The organism is Burkholderia cepacia (assembly GCF_001718835.1).
In the GTDB taxonomy this organism is placed as follows: domain Bacteria; phylum Pseudomonadota; class Gammaproteobacteria; order Burkholderiales; family Burkholderiaceae; genus Burkholderia; species Burkholderia cepacia_F.
Genome location: NZ_CP013443.1, coordinates 3,001,642 through 3,019,177 on the forward strand (window position 1 = coordinate 3,001,642; position 17,536 = coordinate 3,019,177).

Below are 17,536 nucleotides of genomic sequence, written 5' to 3' on the forward strand. Positions count from 1 at the left end.
CGATCTGCCTTTTTCTTTTGTGTGCCCGTCGGCGCGCATCGCGTACCATGCGGGTCTTGTTTTCCAGATAGGAGCCTTGCTGTGCAATTCTCCCTGCGCTCGTCGCTCGGCCGCCTTGCGCGCGCCGCCGTGTTTCCCGCCGCGCTCGCCGTCCTCGCGCTCGGCATGCAGGCCGCCAGCGCGCAAGTGCCGCCCGGCGCCAAGCAGCCGAGCGAATTCCCGCGCGTGAAGCTGCGTGCCGGCATGTACGTGATCGACGCGGCCGTCGCCGCGAACGACCCCGACCGCGAACAGGGGCTGATGTACCGTTCGCAGCTCGCGCCTAACGAAGGCATGCTGTTCGTGTTCAACGAGAACGCGGTGCACTGCTTCTGGATGAAGAACACGCTGATCCCGCTGTCGATCGCATTCATCCGCGCGGACGGCACGATCACCGACATCGACGAGATGAAGGCCGAGACGACCGACAACCACTGCCCGCGCAACAACGGCGTCTACGCACTCGAAATGAGCAAGGGCTGGTTCGCGGCAAAGGGCATCAAGCCCGGCATGAAGCTCGAAGGGCTGCCGAAGCCGCAGTGACACGCGCGGCGCGACCCCATGCATGCCGGCCGGCCGCCTCGTGCGCGCCGGCTTTTTTTTTCGCGCGGCGCCCGCTTGATTCCGGCCATGCGGCCCGCATCTGCAAAAGCCACAGACAAGCGCTATTCTTTAAATTTCAATTGATTCCCCCGGTCCGGCGCCGCCGGCCCGCTTACGATCCGAACCTAAGGAGGTTCACGTGCCCCGCAAAACCCCCATCGAGCGCTATCGCAATATCGGGATCAGCGCTCACATCGATGCCGGCAAGACCACGACGACCGAGCGCATCCTGTTTTATACCGGCGTGAGCCACAAGATCGGCGAAGTGCACGACGGCGCGGCCACGATGGACTGGATGGAGCAGGAGCAGGAACGCGGCATCACGATCACGTCGGCCGCGACCACGGCCTTCTGGAAGGGCATGGCCGGCAACTATCCGGAGCACCGGATCAACATCATCGACACGCCCGGGCACGTCGACTTCACGATTGAAGTCGAGCGCTCGATGCGCGTGCTCGACGGCGCATGCATGGTCTACGACTCGGTCGGCGGCGTGCAGCCGCAGTCCGAAACCGTCTGGCGCCAGGCCAACAAGTACAAGGTGCCGCGCATCGCGTTCGTCAACAAGATGGACCGCATCGGCGCCGATTTCTTCCGCGTGCAGCGGCAGATCGGCGAGCGCCTGAAAGGCGTCGCCGTGCCGATCCAGATTCCGATCGGCGCGGAGGATCATTTCCAGGGCGTCGTCGATCTCGTGAAGATGAAGGCGATCGTGTGGGACGACGAAAGCCAGGGCGTGAAGTTCACGTACGAGGACATCCCCGCGAACCTCGTCGAGCTCGCGCACGAATGGCGCGAGAAGATGGTCGAGGCCGCGGCGGAAGCGAGCGAGGAACTGCTCGAGAAGTACCTGCACGACCACGAGTCGCTGACCGAGGACGAGATCAAGGCCGCGCTGCGCAAACGCACGATCGCGAACGAGATCGTGCCGATGCTGTGCGGCAGCGCGTTCAAGAACAAGGGCGTGCAGGCGATGCTCGACGCGGTGATCGACTACCTGCCGTCGCCCGTCGACGTGCCCGCGATTCTCGGCCACGACTTCCACGATCCGGAGAAACCGGCGGAACGTCATCCGAGCGACGACGAACCGTTCTCGTCGCTCGCGTTCAAGATCATGACCGACCCGTTCGTCGGCCAGCTGATCTTCTTCCGCGTGTATTCGGGCGTCGTCGAATCGGGCGACACGGTGCTCAACGCAACGAAGGACAAGAAGGAACGGCTCGGCCGGATCCTGCAGATGCACGCGAACGAGCGCAAGGAAATCAAGGAAGTGCGCGCGGGCGACATCGCGGCGGCCGTCGGCCTGAAGGAAGCGACCACCGGCGACACGCTGTGCGATCCGGCGAAGCCGATCATCCTCGAGAAGATGGAATTCCCGGAACCGGTGATCTCGCAGGCCGTCGAGCCGAAGACGAAGGCCGACCAGGAAAAGATGGGGCTCGCGCTGAACCGTCTCGCGCAGGAAGATCCGTCGTTCCGCGTGCAGACCGACGAAGAGTCCGGCCAGACGATCATCTCGGGGATGGGCGAGCTTCACCTCGAAATCCTGGTCGACCGGATGAAGCGTGAATTCGGCGTCGAAGCGACGGTCGGCAAGCCGCAGGTCGCGTATCGCGAAACGGTGCGCACGACGGCGTCCGACGTCGAGGGCAAGTTCGTCAAGCAGTCGGGTGGCCGCGGCCAGTACGGCCATGCGGTGATCACGCTCGAGCCGAACCCGGGCAAGGGCTACGAGTTCCTCGACGAGATCAAGGGCGGCGTGATTCCGCGTGAATTCATCCCGGCGGTCGACAAGGGCATCACCGAAACGCTGAAGAGCGGCGTGCTCGCGGGCTACCCGGTCGTCGACGTGAAGGTGCACCTGACGTTCGGCTCGTACCACGACGTCGACTCGAACGAAAACGCGTTCCGGATGGCCGGCTCGATGGCGTTCAAGGAAGCGATGCGCAAGGCGAAGCCCGTGCTGCTCGAGCCGATGATGGCCGTCGAGGTCGAGACGCCCGAGGAGTTCATGGGCAACGTGATGGGCGACCTGTCGAGCCGTCGCGGCATCGTGCAGGGGATGGAAGACATCGCGGGCGGCGGCGGCAAGCTCGTACGCGCCGAGGTGCCGCTCGCGGAGATGTTCGGCTATTCGACGTCGCTGCGTTCGGCCACGCAAGGCCGCGCAACCTACACGATGGAGTTCAAGCAGTACGCGGAAACGCCGGCCAACGTATCGGATGCGGTGATCAACGCAAAGCGCACCGACACGCGGTAACGTCGGCCAAGGCTGCACCCGAAGTCCATCCAGCCCGTCCGTTCGCGGACGGGCTTTTTTGTGTTCATCGAGGATGACCGGAGAGCGCGGCGCAGGATTTTTGACCGGGCCGCAGCGCTTTTTTGCCCATGCCACAATCCGCTGCAATCCGCCTGACGAATCGATGCCGATGCCGCCCACCCCTGCCCTGCGCCGCCTGCTGATCCTCTACGCCGGCCTGATCGCCGCGAACGCCGCCGTCTGGCTGTGGGCGCTCGCCGTGTTGCGCGATCATCCGCTGCTGCTCGGCACCGCGGCGATCGCTTACGGGCTCGGGCTGCGTCACGCGGTCGACGCCGATCACATCGCCGCGATCGACGTGGCGACGCGCAAGCTGATGCAGGACGGCCAGCGTCCGGTGAGCGTCGGGCTGTTCTTCTCGCTCGGCCATTCGACGATCGTGATCGCCGCGACGCTCGGCATCGCGCTGACCGCATTCGCGCTGCGCGACCGGTTCGATGCGTTCCGCGAGATCGGCGGCACGATCGGCACGGCGGTGTCGGCCACCTTCCTGCTCGTGCTCGCGTGCGTGAACCTGGCGATCCTGCGCGACGTGTGGCGGCGATACCGCGACGGCGGATCGGGCGGCGCCGACGCCGCGCACACGCATCGCAGGGCCGGCGTCATCGCGCGCCTGCTGCGTCCGCTGTTCCGGTTCGTGTCGAAGAGCTGGCACATGTATCCGGTCGGCGTGCTGTTCGGGCTCGGTTTCGATACTGCAACCGAAATCGGCCTGCTCGCGATCGCTGCCGCGCAGGCGAGCCAGGGGCTGCCGGTCTATACGGTCATGCTGTTTCCCGCGCTTTTCACCGCCGGCATGACGCTGATCGACTCGACCGACAACGTGCTGATGATGCACGCGTACGGCTGGGCGATGGACGATCCGCAGCGCAAGCTGCTCTACAACGCGAGCATCACGTTCGTGTCGGCGGCCGTCGCGCTGGCGATCGGCGGGATCGAGGCAGCCGGCCTGCTGGCCGACAAGCTGTCGCTGACGGGCCCCGTGCGCGACGCGCTCGATGCGGTCGGCGAGCGCTTCGGCTCGATCGGCTACGGCATCGTCGCCCTGTTCCTCGTCTGCTGGATCGCATCGATCCTGTTCCACCGCTGGCAGCGCGCGGCCGATGCGCCCGCGCGCTGAATTCAGCTCAGACGTTTCATTCCGGAAACAAAACCTCCTCCCCGACCTTTCAGGCTCCGTCTTGCGCAACGCGCGCGCCTTGCGGCACGGGCGTGAGCGGCCAATGGCACGGATCTAGCAGATAGGGCTTCGCACGGCGGGCCCGCATGCCGATCGACGTTCCAGGCTGGCGCCATGCGCCGGCCCGGACGGGATCGGCCGCCGATACCACAACGCATCTCCGGCTCCCGGGCACTACATGCACACAGCCGCGCGGCGACGAGGCATCGCGCGCTTTGGGAGACCAATGATGCACAAGACCAAACAGCCGTTCCGCGCCGCGGGACGGTGCCATCGCGCAACCTTGTTCGCCGCAGCCGCGTTCGCGTGCTGCTGCTCGTATGCCGTCGCACAGGACGCAACGTCCATCGGACCCGTCGCCGGACAGTCGGGCGACGACGCCCCACCCTTCACCGCGCCATCGCCGGTCGCGCAGAATGCGATGCCCGACGCCGCGCCCATGGCCATCGGCGGCGAGGACGTCACGGTGCCCGTTGCCGGGCACGCGGCCGGATGCGCCGCCGATCCGACTGCATGCGCGCCAGGCAAGTACGCCAGCGGCGGTGTCGGCGGCAATGGTGGCGCCGGCAGTGGTGCCGGTGCCAGCCCGGGCAGCGGAAGCGGCAGCAGCGGGAGTAACGGAAACGGCACCGTCGGGCCCGCAAGTGTCGGCGGAACGACAGGCTCGACTGCGGGTGGCGCGACCGGTAACGGTCGCAGCGGCGGCAACTCTACGGGCAATGCATCTAACAGCGGCGGATCCGGTGGCGGTGGTTCGGGTGGCGGCACTTCGGGCGGCGGTACTTCGGGCGGCGGTACTTCGGGTGGCGGTACTTCGGGTGGCGGCACTTCGGGTGGCGGTGGTCATGGTGGTCACGGTGGCGGCGGCGGTGGCGGTGGTGGCGGTGGTGGCGGTGGCGGCGGTGGTGGCGGCGGTGGTGGCGGCGGCGGTGGCGGTGGCGGTGGCGGTGGCGGTGGCGGTGGCGGTGGCGGCGGCGGCGGTGGCGGTGGCGGTGGCGGTGGCGGTGGCGGTGGCGGTGGCGGTGGCGGTGGCGGTGGCGGCGGTGGCGGCGGTGGCGGTGGCGGTGGCGGTGGCGGTGGCGGTGGCGGCGGTGGCGGCGGTGGCGGCAGCGGCGGCAGCGGCAGCGGCAGCGGCGGCGGTGGCGGCGGTGGCGGTGGCGGTGGCGGTCACGGTGGCGGCAGCGGTGGCGGCAGCGGCGGCGGCAGCGGCGGCGGCGGCGGCGGCGGCGGCGGCAACGGCGGCGGCAACGGCAACGGTGGCGGTGGCGGTGGCGGTGGCGGTGGCGGTGGCGGTGGCGGTGGCGGTGGCGGTCACGGTGGCGGCAGCGGCGGCGGCAACGGCGGCGGCAACGGCGGCGGTCACGGTGGCGGCGGTGGCGGCGGCGGCAGCGGCAGCGGCGGCAGCGGCAGCAGCGGCAGCAGCGGCGGCAGCAGCGGCGGCGGCAGCGGCAGCGGCAGCGGCAGCGCCGGCGGCGGCGTTGGCGGTCATGGCAACGGAGGCCACGGCAACGGCGGTGGCAACGGCAATGGAAACGGCAGCGGCGGCGCCGGCAACGGTGGCGCCAACGGCGTTGGCAATGGCAACGGCGGTCACGGCAACGGCGGCGGCCATGGCAACGGCGGGTCGGGCAGCCACGGCCACTGATCGGCGGCGCCGTCCGGCGCTATCGTGGTCAGAGCATCTCGAGCGCGCGCTTGCTGCGTGGCGGACGGAAGTACGCGTCAAGCTGCGCGCGCTCGTCGTCGCTGAACACGAAATCGAGCGCGGCCCGGTTGTCGCGGACATGTTCGATCCGTGCCGCCTTCGGGATCGCGAAAACCCCCGGCTGCGCGAGCACCCACGCGAGCGCGACGCGCATCACCGACACTCCGCGCTGCCGTGCGATCTCGTCGAGCGGCGAGCGCTTCGGCAGCCGTCCATGATCGACCGGGCTGTAGGCCATCGCCGGCATCCCATGCCCGGCAAGCCATGGCAGCAGGTCGAATTCCGGGCCGCGCCGCGCGATGTTGTAGAGGATCTGGTTGGTCGCGCACGCGCCGCCGCCGGCGTCATCGACGAGCTCGGCCATGTCGGCCGTATCGAAGTTGCTGACACCCCAGTGACGGATCTTGCCCGCGCGCTGCAGCGCTTCGAAGCCTTCGACCGTTTCATCGAGCGGCACCGAGCCGCGCCAGTGCAGCAGATACAGGTCGAGGCGATCGGTACGCAGGCGCTTGAGGCTCGCATCGCACGCGGCAACGACGCCGCGCCGGCTCGCATGGTGCGGGTAGACCTTGCTGACGAGGAACACGCCGTCGCGCAGGCCCGCGAGCGCCTCGCCGACCAGTTCCTCGGTCGCGCCGTCGCCGTACATCTCGGCCGTATCGACCAGCGTCATCCCGAGCGCGACGCCTTCGCGCAGCGCGGCGATCTCGTCCGCGCGCCGGGCCGGCCGCTCGCCCATCTCCCACGTGCCCAGGCCAAGCTTCGGAATCGTCTCGCCGTCCGGCAGGACGACCGTGGCGATCGTGTCTGTCATGCGTTCCTCGTTGCGGATTCGTGGCCGCGCACCGCGGCCCAGGCATGGAATACGACGCATCAGTGTAGTCAATCGGCGCGCAATTCACCTGTTGCACGGCAAAAACCGGCTATAACGGCGCCACGCGATGACTTAGAATGGCCGCAACCTGATCGATACCCACTCCATGAAGGCAACCACGGACGACCGCTGGCTGGACCTGCGCCCCGACCCCGACAACGACACGCCGCTCTACCTGCAGCTCGCCCGCAAGCTCGGCGACGCGATCCACGACAACCGCTGGACGGCCGGTGAGGCATTACCCTCCGAGCGCGTGCTGTCCGACGCACTGGGCGTATCGCGCATCACCGCGCGCAAGGCGATCGCGCTGCTCGTCGAGCAAGGCCTGATCCGCCGCACGCAGGGCGCCGGCAACTTCATCCAGCCGCGCTACGAGGATCCGCTGTCGCGGCTGTCGAGCTTCAGCGAAATGCTCGAACGGCGCGGCTTCAAGCCGAGCTCGCAATGGCTCGCACGCGAGATCCAGCCGGCGAACCGCGACGAAGTGATCCAGCTCGGGCTGTCGCCGGCCGCATCGGTCACGCGCCTGAAGCGCCTGCGCCTCGCCGACGGCATCGTGATGGCCGTCGAGAATTCGACGTTTCCCGCGACGCTGATCCCCGATCCACAGGCCATCGGCGGTTCGCTGTACAGCTATCTCGAAGCGCGCGGCACGCCGATCGTGCGCGCGCTGCAGCATTTCCGCGCGGTCAATGCGACCGACGAGATCGCCGAGCAGATGGGCATCGCACCGCACGACGCGCTGCTGCTGATCACGCGAATCGGCTATACGTCGGACCAGCGCGCGATCGAACTGACCGATACCTACTGCCGCAACGACTACTACGACTTCGTCGTCGAACTGCGCAAGTAATCCGCAACTTCACACGAGCGGCCCCTATTCGATCCAGCGCGCTTCGTCCGCGCCGAGCGGCACGGGCGGCAATGCGAAGAACGGCGGCGTCGCCGACAGCCGTTCCGCCGGGCGCACCGCATCGACGACGCCGAACGGCGACGCGATCCGGTCGAGCCGATCGCCTACGTCGTCGGGCGTGATCTCGGGCGCATGCGCGCCGTCCGGCACGATACCGAACGACTGCAGCCAGCGTCCCGTCTGCGCGAGCGACAGTCGCACGTGCCAGCTTCCCCCTTCTCGCGCCCGGTGCGCGAGCGCGGTCATCGCGCCGAACGCCGCGAGATAACCCGTTGCATGGTCGAGCGCCTGGCACGGCAGGTGGCGCGGCGCGTTCGCGTGCGCGGCCTGCTGTTCCTGCCACGCGATCCCGCTCGCCGACTGCACAAGACTGTCGAAGCCGCGCCGCTGCGCCCACGGCCCCGCATGCCCGTACGCGGAAATCGACACGCACACGATGCCGGGCCGCCGCGCCGCCAGCGCGTGCGGCCCGAAGCCGCGCGCCGCGAGCGCGCCGGGCCGGTACGCGTCGACGAACACGTCCGCCTGCCGCGCGAGCCTCTGCAGCGCGTCGACGCCCGCGTCGTCGCGCAGGTCGATCCACGTCGAACGCTTGCCACGCCCGTTGTCGATCACGAGCGGCGCGATGTTCGGCAGGTGCGGGCCGTTGACGAGCAGTGTCTGCGCGCCGTGCGACGCCAGCGTGCGGCCCGCGACCGGCCCCGCGATGATGCGCGTGAGATCGAGCACGCGCACCCCGGCAAGCGGCTGGCCGGCGTCGCCCCCGCCGAGCGCCTGCACCGGCGCGTCGCCGATCCGCTCGATCTCGAACAGCGGCAGCGACGCGATCGCGCGCGCCTGCTCGTGCGTCGCCCACTCGTCAGGTGTTCTGATCAATGCGGCGCACAGCCCGGCCTCGGCCAGCGCGGTGTCGAGTGCCGCGCCGTCCCGCGTGCGGATCGCCGCGGCGACGTCGTCCCGCTGCGCGCCGCAGCCGAGCACGCCGAGGATCCCCTGCAGATGATGCGGGAAGTTTGCGTGCAACTGGATCCAGCGCCCGTCGTGCGTCTCGTAGAAGCCCGTCACCGGATGGCGCAACTCCGGCGGCGGGCCGTCGTCCACGCGCAGATAGCGTTCGCTGCGGAACGCGACGAGCGCGTCGCGCACCGACACGTCGACGGTTTGCGCAACGCCCGTGCGAAGCCGATGGCATTCGGCCGCCGCGAGCCCGGCCGCCGCGATCGTCGCCGCGGCCAGCGTGCCGACCCGGAAGGTCGACGGCAGCGTCGGGTCCTGCCCGTCGATCGCGACGCGCGCGAGCGCGTCGGGGTCGCCGTGTGCGAGCAGCCACAGATGCGTCAACGCGAGCCTGGGCGTCATGATCAGTCGCCTCGCGGAAAGGGAATGTCGAATCGAGTCTAGAATTCGCCGCAGGAACGATCAACCTTGATCGCACCTCCCGCCATCACGATCGACCAGGAGCGATCCGCGTGACGTCTCTCAGCGCCCCCGAAGCCGCCGACGTACTGGGTGTCAGCGTGAGCACCCTCTATGCGTACGTGAGCCGCGGCCTGCTGCGCTCGCTGCCCGACGGCGACAGCAAGCGCCGCCGCTACGACGCGGACGAAGTGCGCCTGCTCGCGCGCCGCCGCGCCGATGCGAAGCGTGCGGGCGGCGTCGCCGAACGCTCGCTCGACTGGGGCGTGCCGGTGCTCGAATCGCGCATCACGCAGATCGCCGACGGCCGCCTGTTCTATCGCGGCGCCGACGCGACCGTGCTCGCCGCCGATGCGACGCTCGAAGCCACCGCCGCGCGGCTCTGGGACTGCCCGCCCGCGCGGCTTGCCGCAGCACCCGCCGCGACCGGCGGCTTCGACGCCGCGCAGTGGCAGGACTGGGCGCGCCCGTGGGCGCATCTCGCGCCGCTCGAGCGCACGCTCGTGCTGCTGCCGGCCGCGGCCGCGTCGATCCCGCGCATCCGGGCGCAGGGGCGCGACGCGCAGCTCGATACCGCCGCCCTGCTGCTGCGCGTCGCGACCGCCGCGCTCGCGGGCATCGCGCCCGGCGACGCGCCGCTGCATCGCCAGCTCGCCGACGCGTGGCAGGTGCGCGAACGCGGCGAGGCCGACCTGCTGCGCCGGGCGCTCGTGCTGTGCGCGGATCACGAACTGAACCCGTCGACGTTCGCGGTGCGCTGCATCGCGTCGACCGGCAGCCACCTGTTCGGCGCGATCGCGGGCGGACTCGCGGCGCTGGCCGGCCCGCGCCACGGCGGCGAGACGTTCCGGGCCGGCACGCTGCTCGACGAAGCGGCCCGCGCCGCCGACCCGGACCGCTATCTGGCGTTCCGCCTCGCGCACGACGAACGCGCGGCCGGCGGCCGCGCGGCGCTGTCCGGCTTCGGCCATCCGCTCTATCCGGCCGGCGACCCGCGCGCGCAGGCGCTGCTCGGCGCGCTGCAGGCCGCGGTGCCGGACCGCCCCGCGCTGCGCGCGGCGCTCGCGCTCGCCGCGCGCGTCGAAGCGGCAACCGGGCAGCGGCCGACGATCGACTACGCGCTCGCGGCACTGGAACGCACGCTCGCGCTGCCCGACGGCGCCGCGTTCACGCTGTTCGCGGCCGGCCGCACGGCCGGCTGGATCGCGCACGCACTCGAACAGTACGCGGACGGCAAGCTGATCCGGCCGCGCGCACGCTACGTCGGCAGCGACGCGCCGGCCTGACGGCGGCGCCCGCGCCACGCGGCCAGACGCTGCCGCAGCGCCATGGCGAACGGCGCCGCCCGCTCATCCGCGCGGCTCAGCGTGAAGCGCGCCCCGCGCGATCCGGCGCTGACCCAGATTTGCGCGCCGGGCCCGAGCGCAAGCCTGTCGCCGGGCCGCAGCCAGTGATCGGCGGGCTCGCCCTCGATCGTCAGCCACACTTCGCCCGCCGTGACGCGCAGCACGCTGCGGCGAACCAGCCGCCAACACACGGCAGGCTCGTCGGCATCCAGTTCGTAGAGTCGCAGTTCACGCATGGCCCGCTCCCGGTCGTGGTCGATCGCACCCGTCCAGTATCCGGACAGCGGCAGCACGCTCACAGATACGCCTGCAGACACTTTCGGCTGAACTGTACCGGTCCATCGGGCGGCCCGCTGGCACGGGGTCGAAACTGCGCGGCGCAGCGGCTTTCCCTACAATGTCGGCTGTCCTGCGTTCACGCGGCGCCGCCCGCGTGCCCACGTTTCAACGTTTGCCCGCCGCCCATGTTCCAGCGCCCGCCCGCCGCCGCTCCCGGCGAAAAGAACCTCACCGTGATGCTCTGGCTCGTCGCAACGGGCTTCTTCATGCAGACGCTCGATTCGACGATCGTCAACACGGCGCTGCCGTCGATGGCAGCGAGCCTCGGCGAATCGCCGCTGCGCATGCAGTCGGTCGTGATCGCGTACTCGCTGACGATGGCGGTGATGATCCCCGTGTCGGGCTGGCTCGCCGATACCTTCGGCACGCGGCGCGTGTTCTTCAGCGCGATCCTGGTGTTCTCGCTCGGCTCGCTGCTGTGCGCGAACGCGCATACGCTGCAGCAACTCGTCGCGTTCCGGGTCGTGCAGGGGGTCGGCGGCGCGATGCTGCTGCCGGTCGGGCGGCTCGCGGTGCTGCGCACGTTCCCGGCCGAACGCTACCTGCCCGCGCTGTCGTTCGTCGCGATTCCCGGCCTGATCGGCCCGCTGATCGGGCCGACGCTCGGCGGCTGGCTCGTGAAGATCGCGTCGTGGCACTGGATCTTCCTGATCAACGTGCCGGTCGGCGTCGCGGGCTGCATCGCGACCTTCTATTCGATGCCCGATGCGCGCAACCCGGCCGTCGGCCGCTTCGACCTGAAGGGCTATCTGCTGCTGACGATCGGCATGGTCGCGATCTCGCTGTCGCTCGACGGCCTCGCCGATCTCGGCATGCAGCACGCGGCCGTGCTCGTGCTGCTGATCCTGAGCCTTGCGTGCTTCGTCGCGTACGGCCTGTATGCGGTGCGCGCGCCGCAGCCGATCTTCTCGCTCGAGCTGTTCAGGATCCACACGTTCAGCGTCGGGCTGCTCGGCAACCTGTTCGCGCGGATCGGCAGCGGCGCGATGCCGTACCTGATCCCGCTGCTGCTGCAGGTGAGCCTCGGCTACTCGGCGTTCGAGGCCGGGCTGATGATGCTGCCGGTGGCCGCCGCCGGGATGTTCTCGAAGCGGATCATCACGCGCCTCATCATGAAGCACGGCTATCGCAAGGTGCTGCTCGTGAACACGATCATGGTCGGCGTGATGATGGCGAGCTTCGCGCTGATGCGCGACACGGTGCCGGTCTGGGTGAAGGTCGTGCATCTCGCGCTGTTCGGCGGCTTCAACTCGATGCAGTTCACCGCGATGAACACGCTGACGCTCAAGGATCTCGGCACGGGCGGCGCGAGCAGCGGCAACAGCCTGTTCTCGCTCGTGCAGATGCTGTCGATGAGCCTCGGCGTCACGGTCGCGGGGGCGCTGCTCGCGACGTTCACCGGCATGCTGCGCACCGTGACGCCGAGCAACACGCTGCCGGCGTTCCATGCGACGTTCATCTGCGTCGGGATCATCACGGCCGCGTCCGCGTGGATCTTCGCGCAGCTCGCGCCGGAGATCCGCAGCACCGCGCGCAAGACCGACCCGTCCGAGCGCGCGTGACGCGGGCCGGCGCGCCCCGGTTCGGACGGCACACCGGCATGCGGCGCACCACAACGGTGCAGCCGGCCCGGCCGATGCGCGCGCTCGCACCGCGTCAGCGGGCCGCACCGGCCGCGCGATTGCGCACGCTTCTTGCTCGCCTATTCTCTAGGTAAACTGGCAGTCTTCCTTCGGCCGACATCATGAGCATGATCGAAATCGATCCCCCCGGCTTTCAGCCGCCCCGCCCCGTCGCCGGCGACGACGGGAACCGGCGCACCGTGCTGTACGGCGGCTACACCGTGTTCAGCGTGTTCCAGCCCGTTTTCTCGGTGTCGCACCGCCGCGCGATCGGTTATCACGCGTCGCTGCGCGCGCACGACGAGGAAAGCCGCCAGGTGGCGTCGCACGAGGTGTTCACGCAGGCGGCGCGGCGCGGCGACCTGCTCGAGCTCGGCCGGCTCGCCGAATCGCTGCATCTCGGCAACTTCCACGCATTCGACAGTCATGACGAATGGCTCTTCCTGAGCCTGCATCCGGCCGCGCTGATGGACACCGTCTACAGCGACGCCCTGCTCGCGAACCTGAAGGCGCTCGGGCTGCCGCCGCATCGCGTGGTGCTCGAGGTACCCGAGCAGGCGGGCGGCGAGACGCCGCGCTACGCGGCGATCGTCGACGGGCTGCGCAAGGCCGGCTTCCTGATCGCGCTGGTCGGGTTCGGCGCGAAGCATTCGAACATCGACCGCGTGTGGCACCTGCACCCCGACATCGTCACGCTCGACCGCGGCATCCTCGCGCAGGCGAGCGAGCACTCGCATCTCGAACGCGTGCTGCCGGGGCTCGTGTCACTGCTGCACGAATCCGGCCAGCTCGTGCTGATGGGCGGGCTCGCGACCGAGCGCGACGCGCTGATCGCACTCGAGTGCGACGTCGATTTCGTGCAGGGCCAGTATTTCGCGGGGCCGAGCGTCGAACCGGTGCAACCGCAGGCCGCCGCGGGCTGCATGGATACGCTGTCGGCCGCATTGCGGCTGCGCGTCGCGCAACGCGAGCGCACGCAGGCGGAACGGCTCGCACCGTACGTCGCGGCGCTCGAGGAAGCGAGCCGGAAGCTCGGCGCGGGCGAGCCGCTCACCGACGCGGCGGCCGTCGTACTCGGGCTGCCCGAGACCGCCCGCTGTTTCCTGCTCGACGCATCGGGGCGCCAGATCGGCGACAACGTGCTCGCGCGCGGCAGCGTATCGCAGCGCGCCAAGCGCTTCCGGCCGCTGCTGCACTCGGAAGGCGCGAGCTGGGAACGGCGCCCGTACTTCATCGACGCGATGCGTGCGCCGGGCCACGTGCACCTGACGTCGCCCTACCTGTCGATCAACGAGGCGCACCTGTGCGTGACCGCGTCGATTGCCGCGCCGGTCGCGACCGGCATGCAGGTGCTTTGCGTCGACATCAACTGGGAAGCGGCCGCGCACCGCGACTGACGCCCGGAGCGCCGCGCGCGCGTCACGCGAACCTGCGTCAGGCCGCCCCGTCCGCCCTGCGGACGATCAGCCGGTGCACGCGCTTGCCGGACGATGCGCTGACGACCTCGTGCTCGTCGATCACCTGCGTGCCCGCGCCGAGCGCCGCCCGCATCCGCGCCGAATCGAGCGGCGTGTAGAGGCGGCCGCGCTCGTCGCGCAACGCGCCGCTGCCGGCCACCCGCCAGCTCATGTACAACGTGCCGCCCGGCATCAGCAGCTCGGCCAGCCGCGCGGCGGCCGCCGCCGCGTCCGCCTGTTCGAGATGCATGACGACCGTTTCGCACAGCACGTTGCGAAACGCGCCGGACGGCACACCGGCCAGCGCCGGCAGCGCGGCCAGCTCGAAGGCGAGGTCGGGATGGCGGCGCCGCGCCTCGTCGAGCAGTGCGACGCTCGCGTCGTAGCCGCGCACGTCGAAGCCGCGCGACGCGAGCCAGGCCGTATCGCGCCCGGCTCCGCAGCCGACGTCCGCGGTCGGCCCCGGCGAGAAATGCTGCTCCAGCAGCGCGTACATGTCGTCGGGCGGCCCCTCGTCGAGCCAGAGCTGTGCATAGTCGGCGGCGTAGGTGTCGTACGCGTCGAGAGTCGGGCGATCCACCATGGCGATTGCGCTCCGCAATGACGTCACATGACGCCAATCCCATCTTAGTCATTGCACGGCGTCACATCGGCACGCAATCGTTTGGCGTCCTGTGCTCACTCCGCCAACGCCGCCCACAGCGCGTCGCCGCGCCACGCGGGCCGCTGCGCGGCGGCCTCCGGCGTCGCCGCCGACTTCACCGTGACGAGCACGAGCGCCGCGTCGGCCGCCACGGCCATGTCCGTGTCAAACGCAACGTCCCCCGGCGCGCACTGCGCGCGATACCCGCGATGATCCGACAGCATGAGCCCGTGGTTCCGGATCGCGTCGCCGATCCGCGCGCGGCCGATCAGCGTGACGGGCTGCCCGGCCGCCGCGAGCCGTCCGCCGAGATAGCAGCCGAGCGCGCCGGCGCCGACCACGCAGATGCGCGCCATCGGCCGTTCAGACATGCGCGTCGTGCGCACCGCCGTGCACGGGGCCGGCCCGCCGCTCGACTTCGCGGCGCACTTCGCCGCGCAGTCCCGCGAAGAACGCGACCTCCGCGACCACGAACAGCGGCCCGACCATCAGGCCGACCAGATCGTCGACGAACGCGGGCTTGCGCCCTTCGAACCAATGCCCGACGAACTGCACGATCCAGCCGACGACGAACGCGCCGATGCCGGTCGCGAGCCATTGCGCGGTCGGCAGCAACGCGAGCGCCTGCGCGGCCCACAGGCCCAGCGCGAACAGCGCGGTCATCACGATCCCGAACCGCAGGTCGAGACGCAGGTAGAACACCGCGAACGCGACGACGAGCAGCAGCGCCGGCGACAGCGCGATGCCGGCCGGCATCCCGAGCGCCGGCCGCGACAGCAGCACCTCTACGGCGAATACGATCATCGGGATGCCGACCAGATGCGTCGCGATGTTGCGCGCGTCGCGGTGGTAGGCCGCATACTGGGAAAGGTGGTCTTCGAGCGTCTTCATCGTGTCTCCTGGTCGGTGGTTGAGCGCTATGATGCGCGTCACGCCCGAGATCCTCTGTCAGCTACCCGACATCGCGCCGCCCATGCCCGAGTCCTTCGACCCCGAGCCTTTCGACCCCAGGTCTTTCGACCGATACCTGCCACAACTCGACGCGCACCCGTGGTTCGCCGCGCTGCCGCCCGCGTTGCGCGCGGACCTGCTCGCCCGTGCGGCGCTGCGCCGGCTGCCGGCCGGCCATGCGCTGTTCCGGCGCGGCGACCCGCCATGCGGGCTGTACGCGGTACTGGCCGGTTCACTCACGATAGGTGCGGTCGACCCGCAGGGCAAGGAGGCACTGCTGACGGTCGCCGAGCCCGTCACGTGGTTCGGCGAAATCGCGCTGTTCGACGGCCAGCCGCGCACGCACGACGCGATCGCGCTCGACGACGCGCTGCTGCTGCACGTCCCGCAGGCCGCGCTGCTCGCGATCCTCGACGCGACGCCGCAATACTGGCGGCAATTCGCGCTGCTGATGGCGCAGAAGCTGCGCCTGAGCTTCCTGACCGTCGAGTCGATGAGCGTGATGCCGGCCGCGCAGCGGCTCGCCGCCCGCCTGCTGATGATCGCCGACGGCTACGGCGGGATCAGCGCCGGCCGCACCCGCATCCGGCTGTCGCAGGAAAAGCTCGCGGCGATGCTGTCGCTGACGCGGCAGACCACCAACCAGCTGCTGAAGGCGCTGCAGGCCGACGGCGTCGTGCGGCTGCACGTCGGAGAAATCGAGCTCGTCGACGTCGACGCGCTGCGGCGCGCCAGCGGGCTGCCGGGCTGAGAATCCACCGTCGCGGCGCGCCCGTCACGACCGCCCCGCCTCCCTTCTCAACGCGACGCCGTCGCCGCGCGACGCATCCCGACGCCGGCCCGCCCTCATCAACAGCACCGCGCCGACACAACCGAACAGCGCGAGCGTCAGCATGCCGGCCTGCGGATGCCCGGCGACGCGCTCCGCGACGCTCTTCAGGTTCGGCGCGACGAAGCCGCCGAGATTGCCGACCGAATTGATGAACGCGATCCCGCCCGCCGCGGCCGCGCCGCCCAGGTAGCCGGTCGGCAAGGTCCAGAACAGCGGCTGCACCGCGACGAACCCGGTCGCGGCCACGCAGAACGCCACCAGCACGACCGGCAGCGACGTGCCGAGCGCCGACGCGGCGATGCCCGCCGCCGCGAGCGCCAGCATCGCGGCCGCCCACGCACGGTGGCGGCCCGAGCGGTCCGCGCGCCGCGTGACGACGAACGTGCCGGCGATCGCCGCGCACCACGGGATCGCGGTCAGGAAACCCACCGCCGTGCCGACGTGGCCGCCCGTCAGCCCGGCGATGCGCGTCGGCAGGTAGAACACGACGCCGTACACGCTGACCTGGATCGCGAAATAGATTGCGCTGAAGAACAGCACGCGCGTGTCGCGCAGCGCCGCCGCCACCGACGCCGGGCCGTGCGCGCGCTTGTGCGCGTCCTCGTCGCCGAGCGTCGCCGCGAGCGCCGCGCGCTCGTCGGCCGACAGCCAGCGTGCGTCGGCGGGCCGGTCGGTCAGGTAGAAGAACGCGATCGCGCCGACCATCGATGCCGCGAGCCCCTCGACCGCGAACATGCCCTGCCACGGATGCAGGCCGAACGGCAGCGGCAGGTCGAGCAGCCAGCCGGACACCGGGCTGCCGAGCACGAGCGCGAGCGGCAGCCCGAAGTAGAACAGGCCCATCGCCTGCGCGCGGATCCGCGCCGGAAACCAGTTCGACAGGAACAGGATGATGCCGGGAAAGAAGCCCGCTTCCGCGATGCCGAGCAGTACGCGCAGCAGGTAGAAGCTCGCCGCGTCGTGCACGAACGCCGTGCATGCGGACACGAGGCCCCAGGTGAGCATGATGCGGCTCATCCACACGCGCGCGCCGAAGCGATGCATCAGCAGGTTGCTCGGGACTTCGAACAATGCGTAGCCGACGAAGAAGATGCCGGCGCCGAACGCGAACGCCGCGTCGCTCAGGCCGGTGTCGGCCTGCAGCACGCTCTTCGCGAACCCGACGTTCGCGCGATCGACGAACGCGAGCACGTACATCAGCACGAGGAACGGCAGCAGGCGGGCGCGGGCCTTGCGGGTGGCGGCATCCAATTCCGGCGATGCGTTGACGGTCGGCAGGTTCATCGATGTCGTCTC

At 70.2% G+C, this 17,536-nt stretch carries 15 protein-coding genes and 1 pseudogene; 8 read left to right on the plus strand and 8 right to left on the minus strand.

The window, feature by feature from the left end; all coding sequences use genetic code 11:
• Positions 1-81 precede the first annotated feature (81 nt).
• The 3 genes from WT26_RS17045 to WT26_RS17055 all read left to right on the plus strand — a co-directional run bounded on the left by WT26_RS17045 (position 82) and on the right by WT26_RS17055 (position 4,082).
• Positions 82-582 carry a DUF192 domain-containing protein gene (locus WT26_RS17045; RefSeq protein WP_069273334.1) on the plus strand — a complete coding sequence of 167 codons (501 nt, stop codon included), beginning with the start codon at positions 82-84 and terminating at the stop codon, positions 580-582.
• A gap of 199 nt (positions 583-781) precedes the next feature.
• Complete coding sequence (gene fusA / locus WT26_RS17050) at positions 782-2,902, plus strand: elongation factor G (protein WP_069273335.1); 2,121 nt, start codon at positions 782-784, stop codon at positions 2,900-2,902.
• Positions 2,903-3,071: 169 nt separating this feature from the next.
• A complete protein-coding gene (locus WT26_RS17055; protein ID WP_069273336.1) occupies positions 3,072-4,082 on the plus strand; it encodes a HoxN/HupN/NixA family nickel/cobalt transporter in 1,011 nt (336 codons plus the stop codon).
• Positions 4,083-4,131: 49 nt separating this feature from the next.
• Here WT26_RS17055 and WT26_RS39080 read toward each other — a convergent pair whose 3' ends face one another.
• Both WT26_RS39080 and WT26_RS17065 read right to left on the minus strand, forming a co-directional pair.
• The gene (locus WT26_RS39080) at positions 4,132-5,754 is read right to left on the minus strand and encodes a hypothetical protein (protein ID WP_069273337.1); all 1,623 of its coding nucleotides are present in this window, start codon (positions 5,752-5,754) and stop codon (positions 4,132-4,134) included.
• Positions 5,755-5,815: 61 nt separating this feature from the next.
• Positions 5,816-6,661: an aldo/keto reductase gene (locus WT26_RS17065; RefSeq protein ID WP_069273338.1), complete on the minus strand. Its 846-nt coding sequence runs from the start codon at positions 6,659-6,661 to the stop codon at positions 5,816-5,818.
• A gap of 166 nt (positions 6,662-6,827) precedes the next feature.
• On the opposite strand from WT26_RS17065, the gene WT26_RS17070 reads away from it, so the two are divergent.
• Positions 6,828-7,574: a GntR family transcriptional regulator gene (locus tag WT26_RS17070; protein WP_059665159.1), complete on the plus strand. Its 747-nt coding sequence runs from the start codon at positions 6,828-6,830 to the stop codon at positions 7,572-7,574.
• A 24-nt stretch (positions 7,575-7,598) separates the two neighbouring features.
• Here WT26_RS17070 and WT26_RS17075 read toward each other — a convergent pair whose 3' ends face one another.
• Positions 7,599-8,993, minus strand: a complete 1,395-nt coding sequence (locus WT26_RS17075; protein ID WP_069273339.1) for a CoA transferase — start codon at positions 8,991-8,993, stop codon at positions 7,599-7,601.
• Between the two features lie 110 nt (positions 8,994-9,103).
• On the opposite strand from WT26_RS17075, the gene WT26_RS17080 reads away from it, so the two are divergent.
• The gene (locus WT26_RS17080) at positions 9,104-10,336 is read left to right on the plus strand and encodes a citrate/2-methylcitrate synthase (RefSeq protein ID WP_069270482.1); all 1,233 of its coding nucleotides are present in this window, start codon (positions 9,104-9,106) and stop codon (positions 10,334-10,336) included.
• Here WT26_RS17080 and WT26_RS17085 read toward each other — a convergent pair.
• Positions 10,309-10,695: a DUF2917 domain-containing protein gene (locus WT26_RS17085; RefSeq protein ID WP_415868056.1), complete on the minus strand. Its 387-nt coding sequence runs from the start codon at positions 10,693-10,695 to the stop codon at positions 10,309-10,311. The genes WT26_RS17080 and WT26_RS17085 overlap by 28 nt on opposite strands.
• 165 nt (positions 10,696-10,860) lie before the next feature.
• Here WT26_RS17085 and mdtD point away from each other — a divergent pair, with 165 nt between their 5' ends.
• Entirely contained in the window at positions 10,861-12,297 is a 1,437-nt protein-coding gene (mdtD, locus tag WT26_RS17090; RefSeq protein WP_069273340.1) for a multidrug transporter subunit MdtD, read from the plus strand.
• A gap of 182 nt (positions 12,298-12,479) precedes the next feature.
• Positions 12,480-13,754 (plus strand): EAL domain-containing protein, encoded by a 1,275-nt coding sequence (locus WT26_RS17095; protein ID WP_069273341.1) that lies wholly within the window; start codon positions 12,480-12,482, stop codon positions 13,752-13,754.
• A gap of 37 nt (positions 13,755-13,791) precedes the next feature.
• Here the strand turns inward: WT26_RS17095 and WT26_RS17100 are convergent, their stop codons facing one another.
• The 3 genes and pseudogenes from WT26_RS17100 to WT26_RS17110 all read right to left on the minus strand — a co-directional run bounded on the left by WT26_RS17100 (position 13,792) and on the right by WT26_RS17110 (position 15,348).
• A complete protein-coding gene (locus WT26_RS17100) occupies positions 13,792-14,397 on the minus strand; it encodes a methyltransferase domain-containing protein (protein WP_069273342.1) in 606 nt (201 codons plus the stop codon).
• A 143-nt stretch (positions 14,398-14,540) separates the two neighbouring features.
• A pseudogene (locus WT26_RS17105) lies at positions 14,541-14,828 on the minus strand (2-dehydropantoate 2-reductase N-terminal domain-containing protein); the annotation flags it as partial.
• Entirely contained in the window at positions 14,821-15,348 is a 528-nt protein-coding gene (locus WT26_RS17110; protein ID WP_069273344.1) for a DUF962 domain-containing protein, read from the minus strand. The gene WT26_RS17110 and the pseudogene WT26_RS17105, both read right to left, overlap by 8 nt.
• A gap of 82 nt (positions 15,349-15,430) precedes the next feature.
• On the opposite strand from WT26_RS17110, the gene WT26_RS17115 reads away from it, so the two are divergent.
• Complete coding sequence (locus WT26_RS17115; RefSeq protein ID WP_069273796.1) at positions 15,431-16,159, plus strand: Crp/Fnr family transcriptional regulator; 729 nt, start codon at positions 15,431-15,433, stop codon at positions 16,157-16,159.
• Positions 16,160-16,183: 24 nt separating this feature from the next.
• Here the strand turns inward: WT26_RS17115 and WT26_RS17120 are convergent, their stop codons facing one another.
• Positions 16,184-17,524, minus strand: coding sequence for an MFS transporter (locus tag WT26_RS17120; protein WP_069270484.1), 1,341 nt, complete (start codon positions 17,522-17,524; stop codon positions 16,184-16,186).
• Positions 17,525-17,536: the final 12 nt, after the last annotated feature.

What these genes read in the sequence shown, in the direction of transcription:
- WT26_RS17055 (WP_069273336.1), top strand. Translation starts at nt 3,072, where the DNA reads ATGCCGCCCACCCCTGCCCTGCGCCGCCTGCTGATCCTCTACGCCGGC.
- WT26_RS39080 (WP_069273337.1), bottom strand. Translation starts at nt 5,754, where the DNA reads ATGGCCGCCGCCGTTGCCGTGACCGCCGTTGCCATTGCCAACGCCGTT.
- WT26_RS17065 (WP_069273338.1), bottom strand. Translation starts at nt 6,661, where the DNA reads ATGACAGACACGATCGCCACGGTCGTCCTGCCGGACGGCGAGACGATT.
- WT26_RS17070 (WP_059665159.1), top strand. Translation starts at nt 6,828, where the DNA reads ATGAAGGCAACCACGGACGACCGCTGGCTGGACCTGCGCCCCGACCCC.
- WT26_RS17075 (WP_069273339.1), bottom strand. Translation starts at nt 8,993, where the DNA reads ATGACGCCCAGGCTCGCGTTGACGCATCTGTGGCTGCTCGCACACGGC.
- mdtD (WP_069273340.1), top strand. Translation starts at nt 10,861, where the DNA reads ATGTTCCAGCGCCCGCCCGCCGCCGCTCCCGGCGAAAAGAACCTCACC.
- WT26_RS17095 (WP_069273341.1), top strand. Translation starts at nt 12,480, where the DNA reads ATGAGCATGATCGAAATCGATCCCCCCGGCTTTCAGCCGCCCCGCCCC.
- WT26_RS17100 (WP_069273342.1), bottom strand. Translation starts at nt 14,397, where the DNA reads ATGGTGGATCGCCCGACTCTCGACGCGTACGACACCTACGCCGCCGAC.
- WT26_RS17110 (WP_069273344.1), bottom strand. Translation starts at nt 15,348, where the DNA reads ATGAAGACGCTCGAAGACCACCTTTCCCAGTATGCGGCCTACCACCGC.
- WT26_RS17115 (WP_069273796.1), top strand. Translation starts at nt 15,431, where the DNA reads ATGCCCGAGTCCTTCGACCCCGAGCCTTTCGACCCCAGGTCTTTCGAC.
- WT26_RS17120 (WP_069270484.1), bottom strand. Translation starts at nt 17,524, where the DNA reads ATGAACCTGCCGACCGTCAACGCATCGCCGGAATTGGATGCCGCCACC.